The following is a 21920-nucleotide window of genomic DNA, read 5'->3' as shown; positions in this document are numbered from 1 at the left end:
ACAGAATTGAACACCAAATTATTACGATGTTTAACTCTAAAATAAGTGTATTAAATAACTGAAAATCAATATTTTAATATTGTTTTTGTAACTATGACGAAAGAACAAAAAGATAATTTGTTTGTGTTAGTAAAGTCATTGTCTAAATCTGAAAAGCGACAATTTAAGCTTTACGTAGGGAGATTAGGGGTAAATGAAGACTCCAAATTTCTCACATTGTTTAATATTCTTGATAAACTTTCAGTTTATGATGAAAGTGCTATCTTAAAAAAAGGTATTGTAAAGAAGCAACAATTATCAAATCTGAAAGCGCATTTATACAAACAAATTCTAATAAGCTTACGTTTAAACCCATCCCACCAAAACATCCGTATTCAAATTCGTGAACAATTAGATTTTGCTACTATTTTGTATCACAAAGGATTATACAAGCAAAGTTTGAAAATTCTGGATAAAGCTAAAAGTTTAGCTATTGCCAATGAAGAAAAAAATATTGCTTATGAAATTGTTGAATTGGAAAAGGTTATTGAATCTCAATACATTACAAGAAGCTTAAGTAATCGTGCAGACGAACTAACCATTCAAGCTAAAGAGTTGAGTTTACAAAACGTTTTAGCTAGTAAATTATCTAATTTATCGCTTCAATTGTATGGGTTATTTTTAAAGACTGGTTATGTAAAAAATGATGAAGAACATCAAGTAATAACAAAATATTTTAACGACAGGCTACCAAAATATGACATCAACAAATTAGGTTTTCGGGAAAAACTTTGGCTATACAAATCCTATTTGTGGTACAGTTTTTTAACGGTAGACTTTTTGTCTTGTTACAAATATGCATCAAAATGGGTTAGCTTATTTTACGAAAATAAAGATCAAATTATTTTAAATCCAGTTTTCTTTTTAAGAGGCAATCATTATCTGCTAGAAACACTATTCTACTTAAGGCAATATGAAAAATTTAAAGAAACATTGCTGCAACTGGAATCAATAACCAAAGAAAAATGGTTTCCTTTGGATGACAATAACGAAAGTCTAGCCTTTTTATACATTTTTAACAATAAGTTCAACCTTCACTTTATGGAAGGTAGCTTTAAAAAGGGGTTGCCGTTGATTGATGAAGTTTTGGAGCGCTTAAAAGACTATAAAGATCGTATTGACGAGCATCACATTATGGTATTCTATTACAAGATTGCCAGTATGTATTTTGGGGCTGGTGAGAATAAAAAATGTATCAAATATTTAGAAAAAATAATTAGTAACAAATCCCTTCAAATGCGAGAAGATTTGTTGTGTTTTTCCAGAATATTGAATCTGGTGGCTCACTATGAAGCGGGGCTTGATTACAACTTAGATGTCTTGATTAAGAGCACCTATAAGTTCTTGATTAAAATGGAAGATTTGTATGAAGTACAAAAAGAGTTTATCAAATTTTTAAGAGGTTTAGGCGAAATTTATCCACATGAAGTCAGGGACGAATTTATCAAACTTCACAAAAAATTAAAGGAATTTGAAGATGACCCTTACCAAAGCCGTGCTTTTTTATATTTAGATATTATCTCTTGGTTGGAGTCTAAAATTCAAAACAAACCCATAGATGTCATAATAAGACAAAAGTTTGAAGAAACCCAGGAAGGAAAATAGTTTTTTTAAAAATTTACAGCCAAAAATTTGGATTTTAACTTTTTCTAAACGAATATTTGCAATCACAAAGTTCAAAAACTTACTGAAATGTTATCAAGAAAGGTGGAGGGATTAGACCCTGTGAAGCCTTAGCAACCCTTTACCCGTAAAGAAGGTGCTAAATTCTACCCTGTTTCGAATTTATATTTGAAAAATTATGGATAGATAACCCAAAAATTACAAAATGTAATTTTAATAATTTCTTTTTAACATTTTTCTATTAAGTATGTCTTTTACAGGACATTTGACTTTTGATTTAATCAATTTATTAACTCAAAAAATTAGAAAAATGAGTACACATCAATTAGCAACTAACGCATTACATGCCGGACATGATTTTAAGGCCAATGGAGGAACACGCGCCGTTCCAATTTATCAAACCACATCCTATGTATTTAATAACTCGGATCATGCAGCCAATTTATTTTCATTACAAGAATTAGGTTTTATTTACACACGTTTAAACAATCCAACCAATCAAATTTTACAAGAACGTTTAGCAGCCATTGAAGGCGGTATTGGAGCTGTGGTTTTTGCATCGGGTACATCTGCTATTTCAACAGGATTGCTTACTTTATTGAAAGCAGGCGACCACATTGTAGCATCAAGTAGTTTGTATGGAGGAACATACAATTTATTAAAAGTCACATTACCAAGATTAGGTATAACAACTACCTTTGTAGATGCCGATAACCCAGATAATTTCGCCAAGGCAGTTCAAGATAATACCCGAGCATTTTTTGTGGAATCTCTTGGAAACCCAAAATTGGATGTTTTAGATTTAGAAGCCATTTCAGAACATTCAAAAGCTGCAGGCGTCCCTTTTATAGTGGACAACACAGTGGCAACCCCAGCTTTGTTGAACCCTATAAATCATGGGGCAAATATAGTCATCCATTCGTTGACAAAATATATTGGCGGACAAGGAAACTCATTAGGAGGTGCCATTATTGATGCCGGTACTTTTGATTGGTCAAATGGGAAATTTCCAGAATTTACAGAGCCTTCTGCAGGTTACCACGGATTGAAATATCACGAAACTTTAGGTGCCGCATCTTATACGTTTAAATTAATTTTAGAAGGTTTGCGCGATTTTGGAGGTGCTTTGAGTCCAACCAATGCTTTTAATATTATACAAGGCTTGGAAACTTTACCAGTTAGAATCCAGCAACATAGCAAAAACGCATTAGCTTTGGCAACATGGTTAGAGCAGCAAGATGAGGTAGCATGGGTAAATTATCCTGGTTTGGAAAGCAGTAAATATAAAGCATTAGCGAAAAAGTATTTACCTAACGGACAAAGCGGTATTGTTACCTTTGGGGCAAAAGGAGGTTTTGAAGCCGCCAAAGCGATTGCAGATAACACCAAATTATTTTCGTTGTTAGCCAATATTGGTGATACCAAATCATTAATTATTCATCCTGCAAGTACTACCCATCAACAATTAAATGAAGCTGAACAAGCATCTGCAGGTGTATCAAGGGATTTAATTCGTTTATCCGTTGGTATTGAGGATCTAGAGGATTTAAAAAATGATTTGAAAGAGGCTTTCAAAACCATAAAATAATTAGAAATTTTTCCATTGAAAGATAACTTGCAACATATCATCATTTACAATTTTAAAACCGAGGGTCAAGTTTTGATTCCTGAGATAAAACTCAGCTATCAAACCTTTGGTAAAGCATTGGGTTCAGCACCTATTGTGTTAGTGAATCACGCTTTAACAGGAAATAGCAACGTATCTGGTAAAGATGGTTGGTGGAAAGATTTAGTGGATGATGATAAAGTTATCGACACCAAACTTTACACTGTTTTGGCATTCAATATACCAGGGAATGGGTTTGATGGTTTCGTCATAGAAAATTATAAAGATTTTGTTGCCAGAGACATAGCCAAACTGTTTTTAATAGGGCTCAAAGAACTAAAAACAAGCAAATTGTATGCAGCAATTGGGGGTTCTTTAGGAGGTGGAATTTTATGGGAAATGGCGGTTTTAGAGCCCAATTTTACCCAGCATTTGATACCTGTCGCTACCGATTGGAAATCGACTGATTGGTTGATTGCCAATTGCCAAATTCAAGAACAGTTTCTATTAAATTCTAAAAATCCTGTGCATGATGCTCGTATGCATGCTATGTTGTGCTATCGCACACCAGAATCTTTTAAAGAGCGTTTTCAGCGCTCCAAAAATGAGGATTTAGAGATTTTTAACGTAGAGAGTTGGCTATTACACCATGGTAAAAAATTACAAGAAAGGTTTCAGTTGTCAGCCTATAAGTTGATGAATCAATTGTTAAAAACCATTGATGTTACCAAAGGACGTCCCGAAGCCTTTAAGGTGTTGGATAATATTGAGGCCAATATTCACATTATTGGTGTGGATTCCGATTTATTTTTTACCGCTGAGGAAAATAGGCAAACACATAAACAGTTAGCTTTGACCCATGCCAATGTAACATATAATGAAATCCAATCGGTACATGGGCACGATGCCTTTTTAATGGAGTATGAGCAATTAGAAAAAATTATAGAAGGCATTTTTGTGCCAAATTCTAAAAGAAAAAGAATGAAAGTATTAAAGTTTGGAGGAAAGTCTCTAGCGAATGGTGAAGGATTGGAAAAAGTCATTTCCATTATTGAAAACAAGGTAAAAACGGATGAAAAAATAACCGTAGTAGTTTCGGCACGGGGTAATGCTACAGACGAACTTGAGGATATTTTAAATAAAGCCCACAAAGGGAAAGATTATAAACAAGATTTTGAAGCTTTTAAAAATTATCAAGGTGAACCATTGCAGAATATTGATTTTTCGCAAGAATTTTCAACCCTAGAAAAACTGTTTGAAGGCGTTAGTTTGTTGCGCGATTATAGCAAAAAAACAAAAGACGAGATTTTAGCCCAAGGAGAATTGTTATCGGTGAAATTAATTTCAGAATTATTGAATCAAAGAAGCATCAAGGCTAAAGCAACAGATGCCAGACAACTCATTAAAACTGATGACAATTTTGGGAATGCAAAACCTATTTCGCAAATTTCAAAAGATAACATTAAAAAGTATTTCAAACAACATAACGCTGATACGGTTCATATTGTTACTGGGTTCATAGCCTCCAATTCTAATAATGAAACCACTACTTTAGGGCGCAATGGCAGTAACTACACAGCAGCTTTATTAGCTAATTATTTAGATGCTGAAGAGTTGCAAAACTATACGCATGTTAGTGGTCTTTATACTGCAAACCCAGATTTGGTGGAGGATGCTCAAAAAATTAGGGAACTCTCATTTAGTGAGGCCAACGAATTGGCCAATTTTGGCACCACGGTATTACACGCCAAAACCATCATTCCGTTAGTTGAGAAAAATATCAACTTACGTATTTTAAATACGTTCAATGCTGATGATGAGGGCACTTTGATTACAGCAAAACCAAACTCCAAAGAAGTAACCTCACTATCGGTTTTAGATAATGTAGCGTTGTTGAATTTAGAAGGTCGTGGTTTGCTTGGAAAAAGCGGGGTGGATGCTAGAATTTTTGGCGCGTTGGCCAATAAAGATATCAGTGTGAGTATCATTTCCCAAGGCTCATCAGAGCGAGGCATCGGGCTAATCATTGATGCCGACCAAGCCACCCAAGCGGTTATCGCTCTGGAACGTGAATTCGAAAAAGATTTCTATGCTCAGGATGTTAATAAAATTGATGTGGTTGATGATGTATCGGTCATTTCCATTATTGGGATAGAATTAAGTTCGTTCCATAAACCGTTTAACGCCCTCATTAAAAACCAAATTACACCGTTGTTATTCAATAATACGGTTACCGGAAGAAACGTGAGTTTGGTAGTTAAAAAGAGCCAATTACATAAAGCGATGAATGTGATTCATGGGGAGATTTTTGGAATTTCCAAAAAGATAAACATCGCTATTTTTGGTCATGGAGGTGTTGGTGGGGCATTAATCAATCAAATTTTAAAATCTAAAGATGAGATCGAAAAACGAAAAGGTATCAATTTGAATGTGTTTGCTATTGCCAATTCTAAACGCCTGCTTTTAAATAAAAAAGGCGTAACAACTAATTGGGCAACAGAGATAAAATCATCTGACTTTAAAAGTTCGGTGGAGGATATCATCATTTACGCCAAAACCCTTCATTTAGAAAATTTGATAGCGGTTGATAATACTTCAAGTAGTAATTTTCATGAAAATTACATCTCGTTGGTTGAAGCTGGTTTCGATTTGGTGTCATCCAATAAAATCGCCAATACCATTTCGCATGAGTTTTATAAATCGTTACGTATTCACCTAAAAGAACACAACAAGCAATATCTTTATGAAACAACGGTTGGCGCAGGTTTGCCGTTAATTGACACCATTAAATTATTGCATGAATCGGGAGAAAATATTACTCGAATTCGTGGCGTGTTTTCTGGAACGCTGAGTTATTTGTTCAACAATTTTTCGGTTCAGGATAAACCTTTCAGTACCATTGTTCAAGAAACCATTGATAAAGGATTTACCGAACCCGACCCAAGAGAGGATTTTTCAGGAAATGATGTGGCTAGAAAGTTGTTAATTTTAGCAAGAGAGTTAGATTTGCAAAATGAATTTGAGAATGTTTCCGTGCAAAATTTAATTCCTGAAGCCTATCAAAATATTTCTGTTGAAGAATTTTTAAGTCAATTAGATGTTTTAGATGCGAAATATCAACAAATTAAAGACAATCAAAAACCAGGTCATGTGTTGCGATATGTGGGAGATTTATCAGGCGATTTATCAAAAGACAAAGGAAATTTGGAAGTAAAATTGGTATCTATCCCAGAAGATAGTACTTTAGGTCATGTAAAAGGTAGTGATGCTATTTTTGAAATATTTACCGAGAGTTACGGCGAGCAACCTATCGTCATTCAAGGTGCTGGAGCGGGAGCAGAAGTTACCGCACGAGGTGTTTTTGGGGATATTTTAAGATTGTCAAAACATATAAATTAAAAAACTGTCATTCCTCCAAAGCAGGAATCCATTATTAAAATTAAATTGCCACCAATACACGAATTAAAATGAAGATAATGAGTGAATTCATGGCCAAATATAAATGTCAGGTTGAGCGCTGTCGAAACCTAAAAAATATAAAATGAGTAACAAAAAACAGTTTGAAACCGAAGCCATACGCACACAACTAGAACGTACTGATTTTTTAGAACACAGCACTCCGTTGTATTTAACCTCAAGTTTTGTGTTTGAAGATGCCGAGGACATGCGCGCCTCGTTTTCCGAAGAAAAAGAGCGTAATATTTACAGCCGTTTTACTAACCCCAATACCAGCGAGTTTGTAGAGAAAATTTGCAAAATGGAAGGAGGCGAAAGTGGTTATGCTTTCGCAACAGGAATGGCAGCGGTTTTTTCAACGTTTGCAGCCTTATTAAATAGTGGTGACCATATCGTTTCTGCCCGTTCGGTATTTGGCTCTACACATAGTATGTTCACCAAGTTTTTGCCCAAATGGAATATCACTACGAGTTATTTCGATATTAACAAACCTGAGAACATTGAAAGCTTTATAAAACCTGAAACCAAAATTTTATATGCCGAATCGCCCACCAACCCAGGTATTGACATCATCGATTTGCAATTGTTGGGAGACATTGCCAAAAAACATCATCTTATTTTAATTATTGATAACTGTTTTGCAACGCCTTATATACAGCAACCTATAAAATATGGTGCCCATTTGGTTATTCATTCGGCAACGAAACTTATCGACGGACAGGGGCGTGTTTTGGGTGGTGTAACCGTTGGGAATGCCGATTTAATACGTGAGATTTATTTGTTTTCACGCAATACAGGTCCTGCGATGTCGCCATTTAATGCTTGGGTACTTTCGAAAAGTTTGGAAACACTGGCGGTTCGGGTTGAAAAACATTGTGAAAACGCTCTAAAAGTAGCCGAGTTTTTAGAAAATCATCCGAAAGTAAATTGGGTAAAATACCCTTTTTTAAAATCGCATCCCCAGTACGAAGTTGCCAAAAAGCAAATGAAATTGGGTGGCAATATTGTTGCTTTTGAGGTTAAGGGAGGTATTGATGAAGGACGAAAATTTATCAATGCTATTAAGATGTGTTCGCTATCTGCTAACTTAGGCGATACCCGAACCATTGTAACGCATCCAGCATCCTCCACGCATCATAGTTTAGGCGAGGAAGCCCGATTGGAAGTTAACATTACCGATGGTTTAGTGCGCGTGTCTGTTGGTTTGGAACATGTAGATGATATTATTTCGGATTTGGAGCAGGCGTTGGGGTAGGCTATTTAGGATTTTTTTATTTGATTTCTTTAATAATTAACTCCTTAATATTCTTTTTGTTATATATAATTATCATTTTAATATTGGAATATTTATCCTTCTACTAAAATCCCTATCTTAGCAATATGCTATCCAAAAAAACTAAATACGGCTTAAAAGCGCTAACCTATATTGCCAGAAGCGAAAGCGATATACCGGTACAAGTAGGTGCAATTGCAAAACACGAGCAAATACCCCAAAAGTTTTTGGAAAGCATTTTACTCACGTTACGTAAATCGGGGTTTTTGGGTTCCAAAAAGGGAAAACACGGGGGCTATTATTTACGAAAAGACCCTAAAGATATTTTAATGACCGAAGTGATGCGCGTTTTAGAGGGCCCCATTGCCATGGTGCCTTGTGTGAGTTTAAACTTTTACGAAAAGTGCGACGACTGCCCTGATGAAGACGCGTGTAGCGTTCATAAACTTATGATTCAGGTTCGAGATAGCACTCTAAATGTGTTTAGAAATACAACGCTTGCCGATTTATCGAGTAAATAACTTTGAGAATTTATTAAAATAATCGCTAATTCTTGATTATTTTCTTTGTTTCAACTTAATAATTTTTCATTATTCTAAAAAATAGGTGATTGCCTTTTTTGTTTCATGATATGTTTTATATTTGTAATTCCTATTAAATCGATAGGATTAATATAAAATTTAATTAAAATGATTATTGATAGCGTTTTAAGCAGAAATACCAAAGAGGAAAAAGTTGTAGAAGTTAACAGTGGCACTGCGGATAATTCAACCGAAAAAGTAAAGCGCAGTCTTGCTAAAACAATCAGTTGGAGAATAGTAGGTACGTTAGACACCGTTTTAATTTCATGGCTAATTACAGGCACATTGTCTTTGGCATTTTCAATAGGGTTGGTTGAATTAGTTACCAAAATGGTGCTGTATTTCTTTCACGAACGCGCTTGGAACAATATAAAATGGGGAAGATAGAAACTGAATTATGATACCACAAAAGCAAGTAGACCAACTCAATAACCAATTTAAAGACAAAACGCCTTACGAAATCATCAAAAAGGCATTTGAACTAAGTAATAAAGCGGTTATAACAACTAATTTTCGCCCATATGAAGCAGCTATTTTACAAGCTGTAAGTTCGGTTAATGCAAACATTCCTGTTATTTGGTGCGATACGGGCTACAATACCCCGCAAACCTATCGTCATGCAGAACAGGTAATTAAAGATTTAAACTTGAATATTTTTTTATATGTGCCGAATCAAACCACCGCACATCGCGATGTGGTTTTAGGCATACCTAGTATAGATGCACCTGAACATGCATTATTTACCGAACAAGTAAAATTGGAACCTTTTAGAAGGGCCATGGAAGAGCACCAACCTAAAGTTTGGTTTACCAACTTACGTCAAGGTCAAACGGCTTTTAGAGACAGTATTGGGATTTTTAGCGTTAGTAAAGATGGTGTCTTAAAAGTGAGCCCTTTTTACTATTGGTCTGATTCTGATTTGGATAATTACCTAATTGAAAACAACCTGCCCAACGAATTTAAATATTTCGATCCAACAAAAGCATTAGAAAATAGAGAGTGTGGTTTACACGCTTAAAAAAATGATTATGAACAAAGATACATCACATATCAATTCACTAGAAAACGAAGCCATATATATTATCAGGGAAGTAGCAGCACAATTTGAAAAACCGGTGTTGTTATTTTCAGGAGGAAAAGATTCCATCACGTTGGTACGATTGGCAGTAAAGGCCTTTTATCCCGCAAAAGTACCATTTCCTTTAATGCATATTGATACAGGGCATAATTTCCCTGAAACTATAGAATTTAGAGATCGTTTGGTAAAGGAACTCGGTTTGGAATTAATTGTTAGAAACGTACAAGATTCCATTGACGAAGGCAAAGTAAAGGAAGAATCGGGTAGGTATGCTAGCAGGAATATGCTGCAAACCACTACGCTTTTAGACGCTATTGAAGAATTTAAATTCGATGCTTGTATAGGAGGTGCACGTCGTGATGAAGAAAAAGCCAGAGCCAAGGAACGTATTTTCTCTGTTCGAGATGATTTTGGACAATGGGATGAAAAAAACCAACGTCCGGAATTGTTCGATATGTTAAACGGACAAATTGAACATGGTCAAAACGTACGTGTTTTCCCAATTTCAAACTGGACAGAACTGGATGTGTGGTCTTACATAGAAAGAGAAAACATCGAAATTCCTTCCATTTATTTTGCGCATACCAGAGCTACTTTCTTACGCGATGGTTTGATTTGGTCTGCAGATGATGAGGTGGTTTATAGAGACGAACATGAAGCCGTTGAAGAACGTTTAGTGCGTTTTAGAACCGTTGGCGATATGAGTTGTACAGCAGCAGTTTTGTCTGATGCCACAACCATTTCCAAAGTGGTAGAGGAAATTAGGGAAAGTACTATTTCTGAGCGTGGTGCCAGAATAGACGACAAACGCTCAGAAGCAGCCATGGAGAAACGGAAACAACAAGGTTATTTCTAGAATCATTTATTAATTAAAAAAAACCTCTCAAAAGAGGTCATTATATAAAATGGAAGTATTAAAAATTGCAACAGCAGGAAGTGTAGATGATGGTAAAAGCACCTTAATAGGGCGCATTCTTTATGATACTAAATCATTAACTACCGATAAATTGGAAGCTATTGAAAAAACCAGTAAACAACGTGGTTACGACTATTTGGATTTTTCATTGGCAACCGATGGATTGGTAGCCGAAAGAGAACAAGGTATTACTATTGATGTGGCCCATATTTACTTTTCAACCCAAAAGAAAAGTTACATTATTGCCGACACACCTGGTCATATAGAATATACAAGAAACATGGTTACAGGTGCTTCAACATCGCAAGCAGCCATTATTTTAATTGATGCCAGAAAAGGAGTTATTGAGCAAACCAATCGTCATTTTTTCATCAATAATTTATTGAGAATTAAAGACATCGTAGTAGCTATCAATAAAATGGATTTGGTTAATTATTCCGAAGAGACTTATAACAAAATCAAAGCTGATTTTTCAGAATTGATGAGTAAAAGAGATTATCAAGATCAAAAAATAACCTTTATACCTGTTAGTGCCTTAAAAGGCGATAATGTCGTGAATAGGTCGAAAAATATGCCTTGGTACACAGGTGAATCTTTGCTAGAACATCTAGAACAATTGGATAAAAAGGATATTTATAATATTGGAACACCGCGTTTCCCAGTGCAGTATGTAATTCGTCCAAAAACAGAAGACTTCCATGATTTTAGAGGCTATGCAGGAAAAGTGTATGGAGGTGAGTTAAGTGTGGGTGATGACATTATGGTATTACCCTCAAAAACAAAATCTAAAATTAAAGAGATTTATTTCTACGACCAGAAATATCAAACGGCTTCCAGAAGGTCGTCAGTAACCATAACATTGGAGGATGATATTAACGTGAGTCGTGGTGATATGATTGTAAAGGAAAACGATTTACCAACCATAGATAAACAATTTACGGCTAATATATGTTGGATGGATTCAGATGAATTGAAACCTGGAGGTAAATATGTGGTCCAGCACGGTATCAATAAGGTGTTGGCAAAAGTGGATAAAATCCATTATAAAATTCATCCAGATTATTCGGGTACCGATACCAATGTTACAGGATTGGGGATGAATGATATTGCTTCTGTAACCTTCAAGTTAAATAAACCAATCTTCTATGATCAATTTAAAAACCATAGAACCAATGGATCATTCATTTTAATAGACACACAAAACAATAACACGGTAGGAGCTGGTTTTATTCAATAAAAAAAGATGCAGAGTTTTAGAACAGAAATAGAAAACCCAATTGTTGAAAGAGATATTATTGAATTAGCCAATAAAATTGAACTGTTCAATAATGGGAAAATAGATGAGGAAAAATTTCGAAGCTTACGTTTAGCACGCGGTGTTTACGGCCAGCGTCAAGAGGGCGTGCAAATGATACGTATCAAATTGCCTTACGGAAAAGTAAAAAGCAATCAGTTACGAAGAATTGCTGAGGTTTCCGATGAATATTCCAGAGGAAGATTACACATAACCACACGTCAAGATATACAAATTCATTACGTCGATTTAAACAGAACTCCAGAACTTTGGGCGGAATTGGAACGTGATGACGTCACGCTTCGTGAAGCTTGTGGTAATACTGTGCGCAACATCACAGCATCAGAGCTTGCAGGAATTGATGTTAACGAACCATTTGATGTGTCGCCCTATGCCGATGCGATGTTTCGTTTTTTCTTGAGAAATCCTATATGCCAAGAGATGGGACGAAAATTTAAAGTGTCATTTTCTTCTTCAGATGATGATACAGGCTTATCATATATGCATGATTTAGGGTTTATAGCTAAAATTAAAAATGGTGTTCGTGGTTTCAAAGTGATGATTGGTGGTGGATTGGGCTCGCAACCTCGACATGCTGATGTGTTATATGAGTTTTTGCCTTCAGATAAAATTATTCCAGTCATGGAAGGCGTTTTAAGAATTTTCGATCGCCATGGTGAGCGCAAAAGTCGTGCTAAAGCACGTATGAAATTTCTAATTAAAGACATCGGTTTAGAGGCTTTCAAAGAATTAGTCACTTCTGAACAAAATGCTATAGAATTTAAATCTGTTCCCATTGATGCTCAAGCTTATGAAGCCTCTAAACCGATAACTATCACGGCTATTCCAAAAGTTGAAATAAAAGACCAAAAAGCTTTTGAAACTTGGAAATCAACTAACCTAATTCCCCAAAAACAAGAAGGTTATGTGGCGATTGGGATTAAAGTATTGTTGGGCGATTTTTACACTGATAAAGCTCGTTTGTTAGCTGATTTAGTTGAAAATTATGCAGCGGGCGAGTTGCGTTTAACCCTGCGTCAAAACATCGTGATTCCTTTTGTAAAGCATGATTTAATACCTTTTTTCTACCAAGAATTAGAAAAGTTAGGGTTTGTGGAGGCGGGCTATAATAAGGCAGTCGATATTACAGCTTGTCCAGGAACTGACACCTGTAACTTAGGTATTGCAAGTAGCACAGGAATTGCCGCTGAGTTGGAACGCGTTATTAAAGCCGAATATCCACAGTACTTAAATAACCAAGATTTAGTTATAAAAATAAGTGGTTGTATGAATGCCTGCGGTCAACATAATATGGCAAATATTGGCTTTCAAGGAATGACGGTTCGTACCCCAGATAAATTGGTGGCACCAGCATTACAAGTTTTGTTGGGTGGTGGAAACTTAGGTGATGGTAATGGGTTGTTTGCTGATAAAGTAGCCAAAGTACCCAGTAAAAGAGGCCCTGAAGCATTGCGTAGAATTTTAGACGATTATGAGGCTAATGCCAATGGAAAAAAATTCGTCGACTATTACAAAGTAACAGGCGAACGTTATTTCTATGATTTGTTAAATGATTTACAAGATGTTACCAATTTAACACAAAACGATTTTATCGATTGGGGTAACGATCAGGAATATGTAAAGGAAATAGGTATTGGTGAATGTGCAGGCGTCGTGATTGATTTAATCTCAACGTTGTTTTTAGAGAGTGAAGAAAAAATTGAGAATGCCAAAGAAGCATTTAACCATAAAGTCTATTCAAGTGCTATTTATCATGCGTATAGTTCTATGGTGAATTCTGCAAAAGCATTATTACTTGCTGAAGATAAAAAAACCAACATACACGCCGGTATCATAAGCCAGTTTGATGAATTTTTTGTAGAAAACGGATTGATAAATTTAGGAGTTTCATTTTCAGAATTGATTTATCAAATTAATAAACAGTCGCCATCCAAGGAGTTTGCGTCCAAGTACATAGAAAACGCTACCGATTTTTTACAAAAAGTAAGAACTTACAGGGAAGCTGAAACGCTTTCAGGAAAAGCAGTTTAAAAACCTGAAAAATGAGTTTGATAATTCCAAAATTAACAGTGGTTGGAGCAGGACCAGGTGATGTAGATTTAATTACACTCAAAGCTATTAAAGCCATTAAATCTGCTGATGTTATTCTTTATGATGCTCTAATAAACGAAGAATTACTTGAATACACCTCACCAAAAACCGAATGCATTTTTGTTGGCAAGCGTAAAGGATGTTATGCATATCAACAAGAGCAAATCAATGAGCTTATAGTTATTAAGGCCAAAGAAAAGGGGCATGTGGTGCGTCTAAAAGGTGGCGACCCGTTTATTTTTGGACGAGGTGCTGAAGAAATCGATTATGTGCGCCCATTTGGATTGGAAACTTATGTGGTTCCAGGTATTTCATCGGCTAGTGCGGTACCAGCATATCAAGGTATTCCGTTAACTAAGCGAGGTGCTTCAGAGAGTTTTTGGGTAGTAACAGCAACCACGAAAAATCATCAATTATCAACCGATATTGCCTTGGCAGCAAAATCAACGGCAACGGTTGTTATTTTAATGGGTATGCATAAATTAGATGAGATTGTAAAGGTGTTTTCAGAGGAAAATAAGCAGGATACTTCAGTAGCAATCATACAAAATGGAACAACAACAAATGAAAATGTAGGTATTGGCACCATAAGTAACATACAGCGAATTGTTGAAGAAAAGCAGTTGTCATCTCCAGCTATCATCATCATTGGTGAAGTTGTTAAACAAAGAGCTGAATTAGGGCCTATTGTTAAAGCGGTAGCTACAGCATAAGTTATGGAGCGAAACAATTTATACCCCATTTTTTTAAAGGTTAAAAGCCTGAATATTCTTATAGTTGGAGGAGGTTTTGTGGCAGAAGAGAAATTAAGGTTTCTTTTAAAATCAAGTCCAGATGCTTCTGTGACCATGGTATCGCCTATGTTTAGAGAAGATACTTTATCTTTGTCAAAAAAAGGGAATGTTACTTTAATTAATGACGTTTACAAAAAAGAATATTTACAAGGCAAGCATATGGTTGTTGCAACGACTGATGTCCCAGAAGTAAATATTCAAGTGTGGAAGGATTGTAGAGCCGAATCAAAATTGGTTAATGTAGCTGATAACCCACCGTATTGCGATTTTTATATGGGCGGTATAGTAACTAAGGGTAACGTAAAATTGGCTATTTCAACGAATGGAAAATCACCTACCACAGCCAAACGTTTGCGACAGTTTTTTGAGGACGTTATTCCTGAAAATATTGACGATTTGGTTAATAATTTAAATGAATATAGAAAAACAATAAAAGGTAATTTTGAAGAAAAAGTGGAAACACTTAATGAATTTACTAAAGGATTAATTGCAAAGAAAGAATCTTAACATGATTAAAACCGATATACTTATTATAGGCGCAGGACCAACTGGATTATTCACTGTTTTTGAAGCAGGATTATTGAAATTGAAATGCCATTTAATTGATGCATTGCCGCAACCAGGGGGACAATGTTCAGAGATATATCCAAAAAAACCTATTTATGATATTCCTGGATTCCCTGAAATTTTAGCAGGCGATTTAACTAAAAACCTTTTGGAACAAGGTAAACAATTTGAACCTGGTTTCACTTTGGGAGAACGTGCAGAAACTATTGAAAAGCAAGAAGATGGCTCCTTTATAGTAACCACGAACAAAGGCACCAAACATCAAGCCCCAGTAGTTGCCATTGCAGGAGGGTTAGGATCTTTCGAACCTAGAAAACCAGCTATTGATGGTATTGAGGATTATGAGGACAAAGGGTTGGAATATTTTATTAAAGACCCTGAGGTTTACAGAAATAAAAAAGTAGTTATTTCAGGAGGAGGTGATTCTGCTTTAGATTGGAGTATTTTTCTAGCCGATGTAGCCTCGTCCGTAACCTTAATTCATAGAAGAAATGAGTTTAGAGGTGCCCTTGATTCCGTTGAAAAAGTTAGAGAATTAACCCTTCTGAACAAGATAAAATTAATTACACCCGCCGAGGTTACAGGGATTCAAGGTAATGGGAAAGTGGAAAGTGTTACCGTTGTAAAAGATGGCGAAGAATCCATTCTTGAAACCGATCATTTTATTCCTTTATTTGGCTTATCGCCTAAACTTGGGCCCATTGGAAACTGGGGATTGGAGATTGAAAAAAATGCCATAAAAGTGGATAATTCTTTAAACTACCAAACCAATATACCCGGTATTTTTGCGATTGGTGATGTGAATACCTATCCTGAAAAATTAAAATTGATACTTTGTGGATTTCATGAAGCGACGTTAATGTGTCAAGCGGCTTACAGAATTATCAATCCTGGAAAAAAGTATGTATTGAAATACACGACAGTAAGTGGTATTGATGGATTTGACGGCACGCGTAAAGAAGCTCCCAAAGCAGTTATTCAATCTATTAATTAGAATTTTTTTTATGTAAATTGCGCAAATATTTGCGACCAATTGCCCATGAAAAGTTACAACGTTTGCCTAAAAGATACCGTAAAAACGTTTACCAAAAAGTTATTTTATTCCTTATTTGATTGTGAACATGAAGAAAATAACAAACTGTATCTAGAAAAAACATTTCTCAAAATACTGTCAAAATTAGAGATTGAAAATGGTAAGGATATTTGGGTAGATTTCAAATCGCAATTACCTGAAATTAGAAGAAAGTTAGATTTAGATGCGGTAGCATTTGAAAGTAACGACCCAGCATCTTACAATTTAGATGAAATTTATATGGCATATCCTGGGTTTCACGCCATTTCAATTTACAGGTTGAGTCATTCGCTCCATAAATTAAGCGTGCCTATTTTACCCAGAATGATGAGCGAGTATATTCACGGTATAACAGGTATCGATATTCATCCAGGAGCAACCATTGGTGAATCGTTTTATATCGATCATGGTACGGGAATTGTAATCGGCGAAACATCCATCATTAAGAATAATGTTAAAATTTATCAAGGTGTCACTTTGGGAGGTATTCAGGTTTCAAAAGATTTAGCAAAAGTAAAAAGACATCCAACTATTGAGGATAATGTTTGTATTTATGCTAATGCAACCATTTTAGGTGGCGATATCGTGATTGGCGCTAACACTACCATAGGTGCCAATGTATGGATTACACAATCGGTACCAGAAAACTCACTGGTAACCTATCAAACAGAAATAAAAATAAGACCAAAAAAGAATGGAATTTAACAATAGCATCATTGGTCAAATAGGCAATACACCTTTGGTTGAGGCAACACATCTGATATCAAAAAAAGGGGTACGTTTGTTTTTAAAATTGGAAGGTAATAACCCAGGTGGAAGTGTCAAAGATCGCCCTGCTTTTAATATGATTAATGAAGCCTTAAAACGGGGTGATATCAAAAAAGGCGGTACTTTAGTAGAGGCAACTAGCGGAAACACAGGAATTGCCCTCGCATTTATTTCCAAATTATTAGGACTAAATATGGTATTAATCATGCCCGAAAATTCTACTGAAGAACGGGTTAAAACGATGCGTGCTTATGGAGCTGAAGTTATTTTAACAGCAGCAGATATTGGTATTGAAGGCTCTCGAGATTTAGCTTTTAAATTACGGGATGAAAAAGGTTATACCCTATTAAACCAATTTGAAAACGATGATAACTGGAAGGCACATTATAAAACCACAGGCCCTGAAATTTGGAGAGATACCCAAGGAAAAATCACTCACTTTGTAGCTACCATGGGAACAACCGGAACCATAATGGGAAGTTCTACGTATTTAAAGGAAAAAAATAAAGACATTACCATTGTTGGTGCCCAACCAGCAGATGGTGCTAGAATACCTGGGATTAGAAAATGGTCGCCAGATTATGTGCCTAAGTTTTTCAATCCCAATAAAGTAGATATTGTTATCGATGTTACAGAGGAAAACGCTAAAACAACCACCCAAAAACTCGCTAAAGAAGAAGGTGTTTTTGCAGGCATGAGTAGCGGTGGTTCGGTATATTGTGCATTAAAAGTAGCAGAACAAATTCAAGAAGGTGTAATTGTAGCCATTATTTGTGATAGAGGCGATAGATATTTATCTTCCACTTTGTTTGAATAACAAAAATATAGTTCTATTTTTGTTCACTAGTTCATAAACGTATTACAAGTTATCAAGAAAGGTAGAGGGACTAGACCCGCTGAAGCCTTGGCAACCCTTTAACTTTAAAGAAGGTGCTAAATTCTACTAATAATTTAAAAATTATTAGAAAGATAACGAAAAGTGTTTCCCTACTTTTCTTGATGACATACAGATAAATAAACATCGAATGTCAAACATAAAACAAGCTTTACAAAAACGTATTTTGGTGCTAGATGGTGCTATGGGTACCATGTTACAGGCTTATAAATTTACCGAAGCAGATTTTAGAGGAGAGCGCTTCAAAGATTACCCAACCTCTTTACAGGGCAATAACGATTTATTATCTATTACACAGCCCCAAGCCATCAAAGAAATACATGCAAAATATTTTGAAGCGGGAGCAGACATTGTAGAAACCAATACATTTTCGGGAACAACCATAGCGATGGCAGATTATCAAATGGAAAATTTGGTATATGAGTTGAATTACCAATCCGCTAAAATCGCCAAAGAAGTTGCGAATGAGTTTACGTTAAAAGAACCACATAAACCACGTTTTGTAGCAGGTTCCATTGGTCCAACAAACCGAACAGCTAGCATGTCGCCTGATGTTAATGATCCGGGATATAGAGCGGTTACATTTGATGAGTTACGTATCGCCTACAAACAACAAGTAGAAGCTTTAATTGATGGTGGTGTGGATATATTATTGGTTGAAACGGTTTTTGATACGTTGAATGCTAAAGCAGCTTTATTCGCGATTGAAGAAGTTAAAGAAGAACGCAATATAGATGTTCCTATTATGTTGAGTGGCACTATTACAGATGCTTCAGGTAGAACACTTTCTGGTCAAACAGCCGAGGCTTTTTTAATTTCAGTATCTCATATTCCTTTGCTGTCTATTGGGTTTAATTGTGCTTTAGGGGCCAATTTATTACAGCCACATCTAGAGGCTATTTCCAGTAAAACGAATTTTGCAATTTCAGCACACCCCAATGCAGGATTGCCAAATGCTTTTGGTGCTTATGATGAATCTCCAGAGGACATGGGAGAGCAAATTGAGGAATATTTTAAAAAGAATTTAATAAATATTATAGGCGGCTGTTGTGGTACCACACCCGAACATATCAAAGTAATAGCCCATATAGCTGCAAAATATAAACCAAGAAAAGCTTTAGAATTAGTAGATTAATGAAAGTGAAGCAGACAAAATACATGCGCTTATCTGGTTTGGAGCCTTTGGTTTTGAACGAAAATAGCAATTTTATCAATGTAGGAGAGCGCACCAATGTGGCGGGTTCTCGTAAATTTTTGAGACTCATTAAAGAAGAAAAATTTGATGAAGCCTTAGATATAGCAAGACATCAAGTAGATGGTGGTGCGCAAATTATCGATATCAATATGGACGACGGATTGATTGATGGTAAGGAAGCTATGGTTCGTTTTTTAAACCTCATTGCTGCCGAACCAGATATTTGTCGCGTACCTATTATGATTGATAGCTCTAAATGGGAAATTATTGAAGCTGGTCTGCAAGTCGTTCAAGGGAAATGTGTAGTGAATTCCATTTCATTAAAAGAAGGTAAAGAGAAATTTATCTGGGAAGCGAAACAAATAAAACGTTATGGAGCCGCTGTGATTGTGATGGCTTTTGATGAGGTTGGGCAAGCTGATAATTATGACCGTCGTATTGAAATTGCCAAACGTTCTTACGATATTTTAGTTAACAAAGTAAACTTTCCTTCAGAGGATATCATTTTTGATTTAAACATATTTCCTGTTGCTACAGGAATGGAAGAACATCGAAGAAATGCTGTCGATTTTATTGAAGCCACCCGTTGGGTACGGCAAAACTTGCCAAATGTAAGCGTAAGTGGTGGTGTAAGTAATGTGTCGTTTTCTTTTCGAGGAAATGATGGGGTTCGAGAAGCGATGCATTCGGTTTTTTTATATCATGCCATCCAGGCAGGTATGAATATGGGTATTGTGAATCCTGCACTTTTGGAAGTGTATGATGATATTCCAAAAGATTTATTGGAACATGTTGAAGATGTTATTTTAGATAGACGAGACGATGCTACTGAACGACTTCTAGATTTTGCTGAAACGGTGAAAGGTTCAAAAATTGAAAAAGGGGTCGATTTGTCATGGCGAGAAAATTCCATCCAAGAGCGAATTACGCATGCGCTAGTAAAAGGTATTGATGCCTTCATTATTGAAGATGTGGAAGCAGCCAGATTGCAAGCCGAAAAGCCCATTGATGTTATTGAAGGCCATTTAATGATCGGGATGAATGTGGTAGGCGATTTATTTGGTTCCGGTAAAATGTTTTTGCCACAAGTGGTTAAATCGGCGCGTGTTATGAAAAAAGCAGTGGCCTATTTAAACCCTTTTATTGAAGCAGAAAAAACAGATAAGCAAGAACCTGTTGGTAAAATTTTAATGGCAACAGTAAAAGGTGATGTTCATGATATCGGTAAAAATATTGTAAGTGTTGTATTAGCCTGTAACAACTACGAAATAGTCGATTTAGGGGTTATGGTACCACCAGAAAAAATAATTGAAACGGCTATCAAAGAGCGTGTGGATGCTATTGGTTTATCTGGTTTAATAACGCCATCCCTTGATGAAATGGTGTATTTGGCTAAAGAAATGCAGCGTCAAAATTTTGAAATTCCATTGCTCATTGGTGGGGCTACAACCTCCAAGGCGCATACTGCTGTTAAGATAGATACACAATATAAAAACGCTGTAGTTCATGTAAATGATGCCTCTAGGGCGGTAACAGTTGTTGGCGATTTGCTTAATAAAAAAACAACCCATGAATATACGGCTAAATTAAAAGCTGATTATGATGATTTTAGAACCAAGTTTTTAAAACGAGGAAAGGAAAAATCGTATATATCTATTATTGAAGCCCGTAAACGTAAATATAAAATTGATTGGAATACATCAGAAATAATAAAGCCTAAAGAACTAGGTATTCAGGTTTTAAAACAATTAAGTTTAAAAGAATTAGAACCTTTTATCGATTGGAGTCCGTTTTTTAGAAGTTGGGATTTACATGGCAAATACCCAGAGATTTTGAACGATGAGGTTGTTGGTGAACAGGCAACTCAACTTTTTGAGGATGCCCAAGCAATGATAAAACACATCATTGCTAAACAATTATTAAAACCCAAAGGTATATTTGGTTTGTTTGAAGCAAATACAATTAATCATGATGACATTTCTGTTCAGAAAAAAGGTGAAGAAATATTTGTTTTTAGAACCCTACGCCAACAATTAAAAAAGCGTGATAGTATTCCAAATATAGCGTTATCAGATTTTGTTGCCCCAAAGCAAACAGGTAAAATCGATTATATTGGAGCATTTTGCGTTGCTATTTTTGGAGCCCAGGAATTAGCCGATAGTTACAGAAAAAAGGAGGATGACTACAATGGTATTATGGCGCAGGCTATAGCTGATAGATTTGCTGAAGCTTTTGCTGAATATTTGCACAAGCAAGTGAGAATCAAGCATTGGGGTTATGTTGAGAATGAAAATTTAAGTAACGATGATTTAATTAAAGAAAGTTACAAAGGAATCCGTCCAGCACCAGGTTATCCTGCGTGTCCAGATCATTTAGAAAAAGAAACCATTTGGGAATTATTGGAAGTTGAAAAAAACATAGGCGTTAAATTAACCGAAAGTTTAGCAATGTGGCCAGCAGCAGCAGTATCGGGGTATTATTTTGCTAATCCTGAAGCCAAGTATTTTGGATTGGGTAAAATTACCGACGACCAAGTGGTTGATTATGCCAATAGAAAAGGCATCTCTAAAGAAAAAGCTAGAAAATGGTTGCACCCAAATATAGCAGAAGAGTAAAAAGGCCCCAACTAACCTCTCCAAATGGGAGGAATC

The 21920-nt window shown here is 35.8% G+C and carries 17 protein-coding genes and 2 riboswitches; all 17 genes read left to right on the top strand.

The window, feature by feature from the left end; genetic code table 11:
- The first annotated feature begins 93 nt into the window (after positions 1–93).
- The gene (locus ABD963_RS00420) at positions 94–1644 is read left to right on the top strand and encodes a hypothetical protein (protein ID WP_345274964.1); all 1551 of its coding nucleotides are present in this window, start codon (positions 94–96) and stop codon (positions 1642–1644) included.
- A 90-nt stretch (positions 1645–1734) separates the two neighbouring features.
- A riboswitch (SAM riboswitch) is annotated at positions 1735–1852 on the top strand.
- A gap of 120 nt (positions 1853–1972) precedes the next feature.
- Positions 1973–3250 (top strand): O-acetylhomoserine aminocarboxypropyltransferase/cysteine synthase family protein, encoded by a 1278-nt coding sequence (locus tag ABD963_RS00415; protein WP_345274963.1) that lies wholly within the window; start codon positions 1973–1975, stop codon positions 3248–3250.
- 15 nt (positions 3251–3265) lie between these two features.
- The gene (thrA, locus tag ABD963_RS00410) at positions 3266–6667 is read left to right on the top strand and encodes a bifunctional aspartate kinase/homoserine dehydrogenase I (protein ID WP_345274962.1); all 3402 of its coding nucleotides are present in this window, start codon (positions 3266–3268) and stop codon (positions 6665–6667) included.
- A gap of 142 nt (positions 6668–6809) precedes the next feature.
- Positions 6810–7979 carry a trans-sulfuration enzyme family protein gene (locus tag ABD963_RS00405; protein ID WP_345274961.1) on the top strand — a complete coding sequence of 390 codons (1170 nt, stop codon included), beginning with the start codon at positions 6810–6812 and terminating at the stop codon, positions 7977–7979.
- Between the two features lie 125 nt (positions 7980–8104).
- Positions 8105–8518, top strand: coding sequence for an RrF2 family transcriptional regulator (locus tag ABD963_RS00400; protein ID WP_345274960.1), 414 nt, complete (start codon positions 8105–8107; stop codon positions 8516–8518).
- 168 nt (positions 8519–8686) lie between these two features.
- A complete protein-coding gene (locus tag ABD963_RS00395; RefSeq protein ID WP_345274959.1) occupies positions 8687–8965 on the top strand; it encodes a DUF2061 domain-containing protein in 279 nt (92 codons plus the stop codon).
- A 10-nt stretch (positions 8966–8975) separates the two neighbouring features.
- A complete protein-coding gene (locus tag ABD963_RS00390) occupies positions 8976–9596 on the top strand; it encodes a phosphoadenosine phosphosulfate reductase domain-containing protein (RefSeq protein WP_345274958.1) in 621 nt (206 codons plus the stop codon).
- A 10-nt stretch (positions 9597–9606) separates the two neighbouring features.
- On the top strand, positions 9607–10512 hold the full coding sequence (gene cysD / locus ABD963_RS00385; RefSeq protein WP_345274957.1) for a sulfate adenylyltransferase subunit CysD: 906 nt from the start codon (positions 9607–9609) through the stop codon (positions 10510–10512).
- Positions 10513–10561: 49 nt separating this feature from the next.
- On the top strand, positions 10562–11809 hold the full coding sequence (locus ABD963_RS00380; protein WP_345274956.1) for a sulfate adenylyltransferase subunit 1: 1248 nt from the start codon (positions 10562–10564) through the stop codon (positions 11807–11809).
- Between the two features lie 6 nt (positions 11810–11815).
- Entirely contained in the window at positions 11816–13918 is a 2103-nt protein-coding gene (locus tag ABD963_RS00375) for a HEPN domain-containing protein (protein WP_345274955.1), read from the top strand.
- 11 nt (positions 13919–13929) lie between these two features.
- A complete protein-coding gene (gene cobA, locus ABD963_RS00370; RefSeq protein WP_345274954.1) occupies positions 13930–14691 on the top strand; it encodes a uroporphyrinogen-III C-methyltransferase in 762 nt (253 codons plus the stop codon).
- 3 nt (positions 14692–14694) lie between these two features.
- Complete coding sequence (locus tag ABD963_RS00365) at positions 14695–15279, top strand: precorrin-2 dehydrogenase/sirohydrochlorin ferrochelatase family protein (protein WP_345274953.1); 585 nt, start codon at positions 14695–14697, stop codon at positions 15277–15279.
- A gap of 1 nt (position 15280) precedes the next feature.
- Positions 15281–16333: an NAD(P)/FAD-dependent oxidoreductase gene (locus ABD963_RS00360; RefSeq protein ID WP_345274952.1), complete on the top strand. Its 1053-nt coding sequence runs from the start codon at positions 15281–15283 to the stop codon at positions 16331–16333.
- Positions 16334–16378: 45 nt separating this feature from the next.
- Positions 16379–17116 (top strand): serine O-acetyltransferase EpsC, encoded by a 738-nt coding sequence (gene epsC, locus ABD963_RS00355; protein WP_345274951.1) that lies wholly within the window; start codon positions 16379–16381, stop codon positions 17114–17116.
- A complete protein-coding gene (gene cysM / locus ABD963_RS00350; RefSeq protein ID WP_345274950.1) occupies positions 17106–17996 on the top strand; it encodes a cysteine synthase CysM in 891 nt (296 codons plus the stop codon). The genes epsC and cysM overlap by 11 nt, the downstream gene beginning before the upstream one ends.
- Positions 17997–18042: 46 nt before the next feature.
- Positions 18043–18155, top strand: a riboswitch (SAM riboswitch).
- Positions 18156–18204: 49 nt separating this feature from the next.
- A complete protein-coding gene (locus ABD963_RS00345) occupies positions 18205–19209 on the top strand; it encodes a homocysteine S-methyltransferase family protein (RefSeq protein ID WP_345274949.1) in 1005 nt (334 codons plus the stop codon).
- Positions 19209–21884, top strand: coding sequence for a methionine synthase (metH, locus tag ABD963_RS00340; RefSeq protein WP_345274948.1), 2676 nt, complete (start codon positions 19209–19211; stop codon positions 21882–21884). Before ABD963_RS00345 ends, metH begins: the two co-directional genes overlap by 1 nt.
- Positions 21885–21920 lie beyond the last annotated feature (36 nt).

Source organism: Litoribaculum gwangyangense (assembly GCF_039543505.1).
Classification (GTDB): Bacteria; Bacteroidota; Bacteroidia; order Flavobacteriales; family Flavobacteriaceae; genus Litoribaculum; species Litoribaculum gwangyangense.
The sequence above is the reverse complement of the archived record's forward strand: the minus strand, read 5'-3'. Positions and strand labels throughout refer to the sequence as shown.

Coding starts and splice junctions, on each gene's coding strand:
- ABD963_RS00375 (WP_345274955.1), top strand. CDS start 11,816: ATGCAGAGTTTTAGAACAGAAATAGAAAACCCAATTGTTGAAAGAGAT.
- metH (WP_345274948.1), top strand. CDS start 19,209: ATGAAAGTGAAGCAGACAAAATACATGCGCTTATCTGGTTTGGAGCCT.
- cysD (WP_345274957.1), top strand. CDS start 9,607: ATGAACAAAGATACATCACATATCAATTCACTAGAAAACGAAGCCATA.
- ABD963_RS00400 (WP_345274960.1), top strand. CDS start 8,105: ATGCTATCCAAAAAAACTAAATACGGCTTAAAAGCGCTAACCTATATT.
- ABD963_RS00395 (WP_345274959.1), top strand. CDS start 8,687: ATGATTATTGATAGCGTTTTAAGCAGAAATACCAAAGAGGAAAAAGTT.
- ABD963_RS00390 (WP_345274958.1), top strand. CDS start 8,976: ATGATACCACAAAAGCAAGTAGACCAACTCAATAACCAATTTAAAGAC.
- ABD963_RS00405 (WP_345274961.1), top strand. CDS start 6,810: ATGAGTAACAAAAAACAGTTTGAAACCGAAGCCATACGCACACAACTA.
- ABD963_RS00415 (WP_345274963.1), top strand. CDS start 1,973: ATGAGTACACATCAATTAGCAACTAACGCATTACATGCCGGACATGAT.
- epsC (WP_345274951.1), top strand. CDS start 16,379: ATGAAAAGTTACAACGTTTGCCTAAAAGATACCGTAAAAACGTTTACC.
- cysM (WP_345274950.1), top strand. CDS start 17,106: ATGGAATTTAACAATAGCATCATTGGTCAAATAGGCAATACACCTTTG.
- cobA (WP_345274954.1), top strand. CDS start 13,930: ATGAGTTTGATAATTCCAAAATTAACAGTGGTTGGAGCAGGACCAGGT.
- ABD963_RS00420 (WP_345274964.1), top strand. CDS start 94: ATGACGAAAGAACAAAAAGATAATTTGTTTGTGTTAGTAAAGTCATTG.
- ABD963_RS00345 (WP_345274949.1), top strand. CDS start 18,205: ATGTCAAACATAAAACAAGCTTTACAAAAACGTATTTTGGTGCTAGAT.
- ABD963_RS00365 (WP_345274953.1), top strand. CDS start 14,695: ATGGAGCGAAACAATTTATACCCCATTTTTTTAAAGGTTAAAAGCCTG.
- ABD963_RS00360 (WP_345274952.1), top strand. CDS start 15,281: ATGATTAAAACCGATATACTTATTATAGGCGCAGGACCAACTGGATTA.
- ABD963_RS00380 (WP_345274956.1), top strand. CDS start 10,562: ATGGAAGTATTAAAAATTGCAACAGCAGGAAGTGTAGATGATGGTAAA.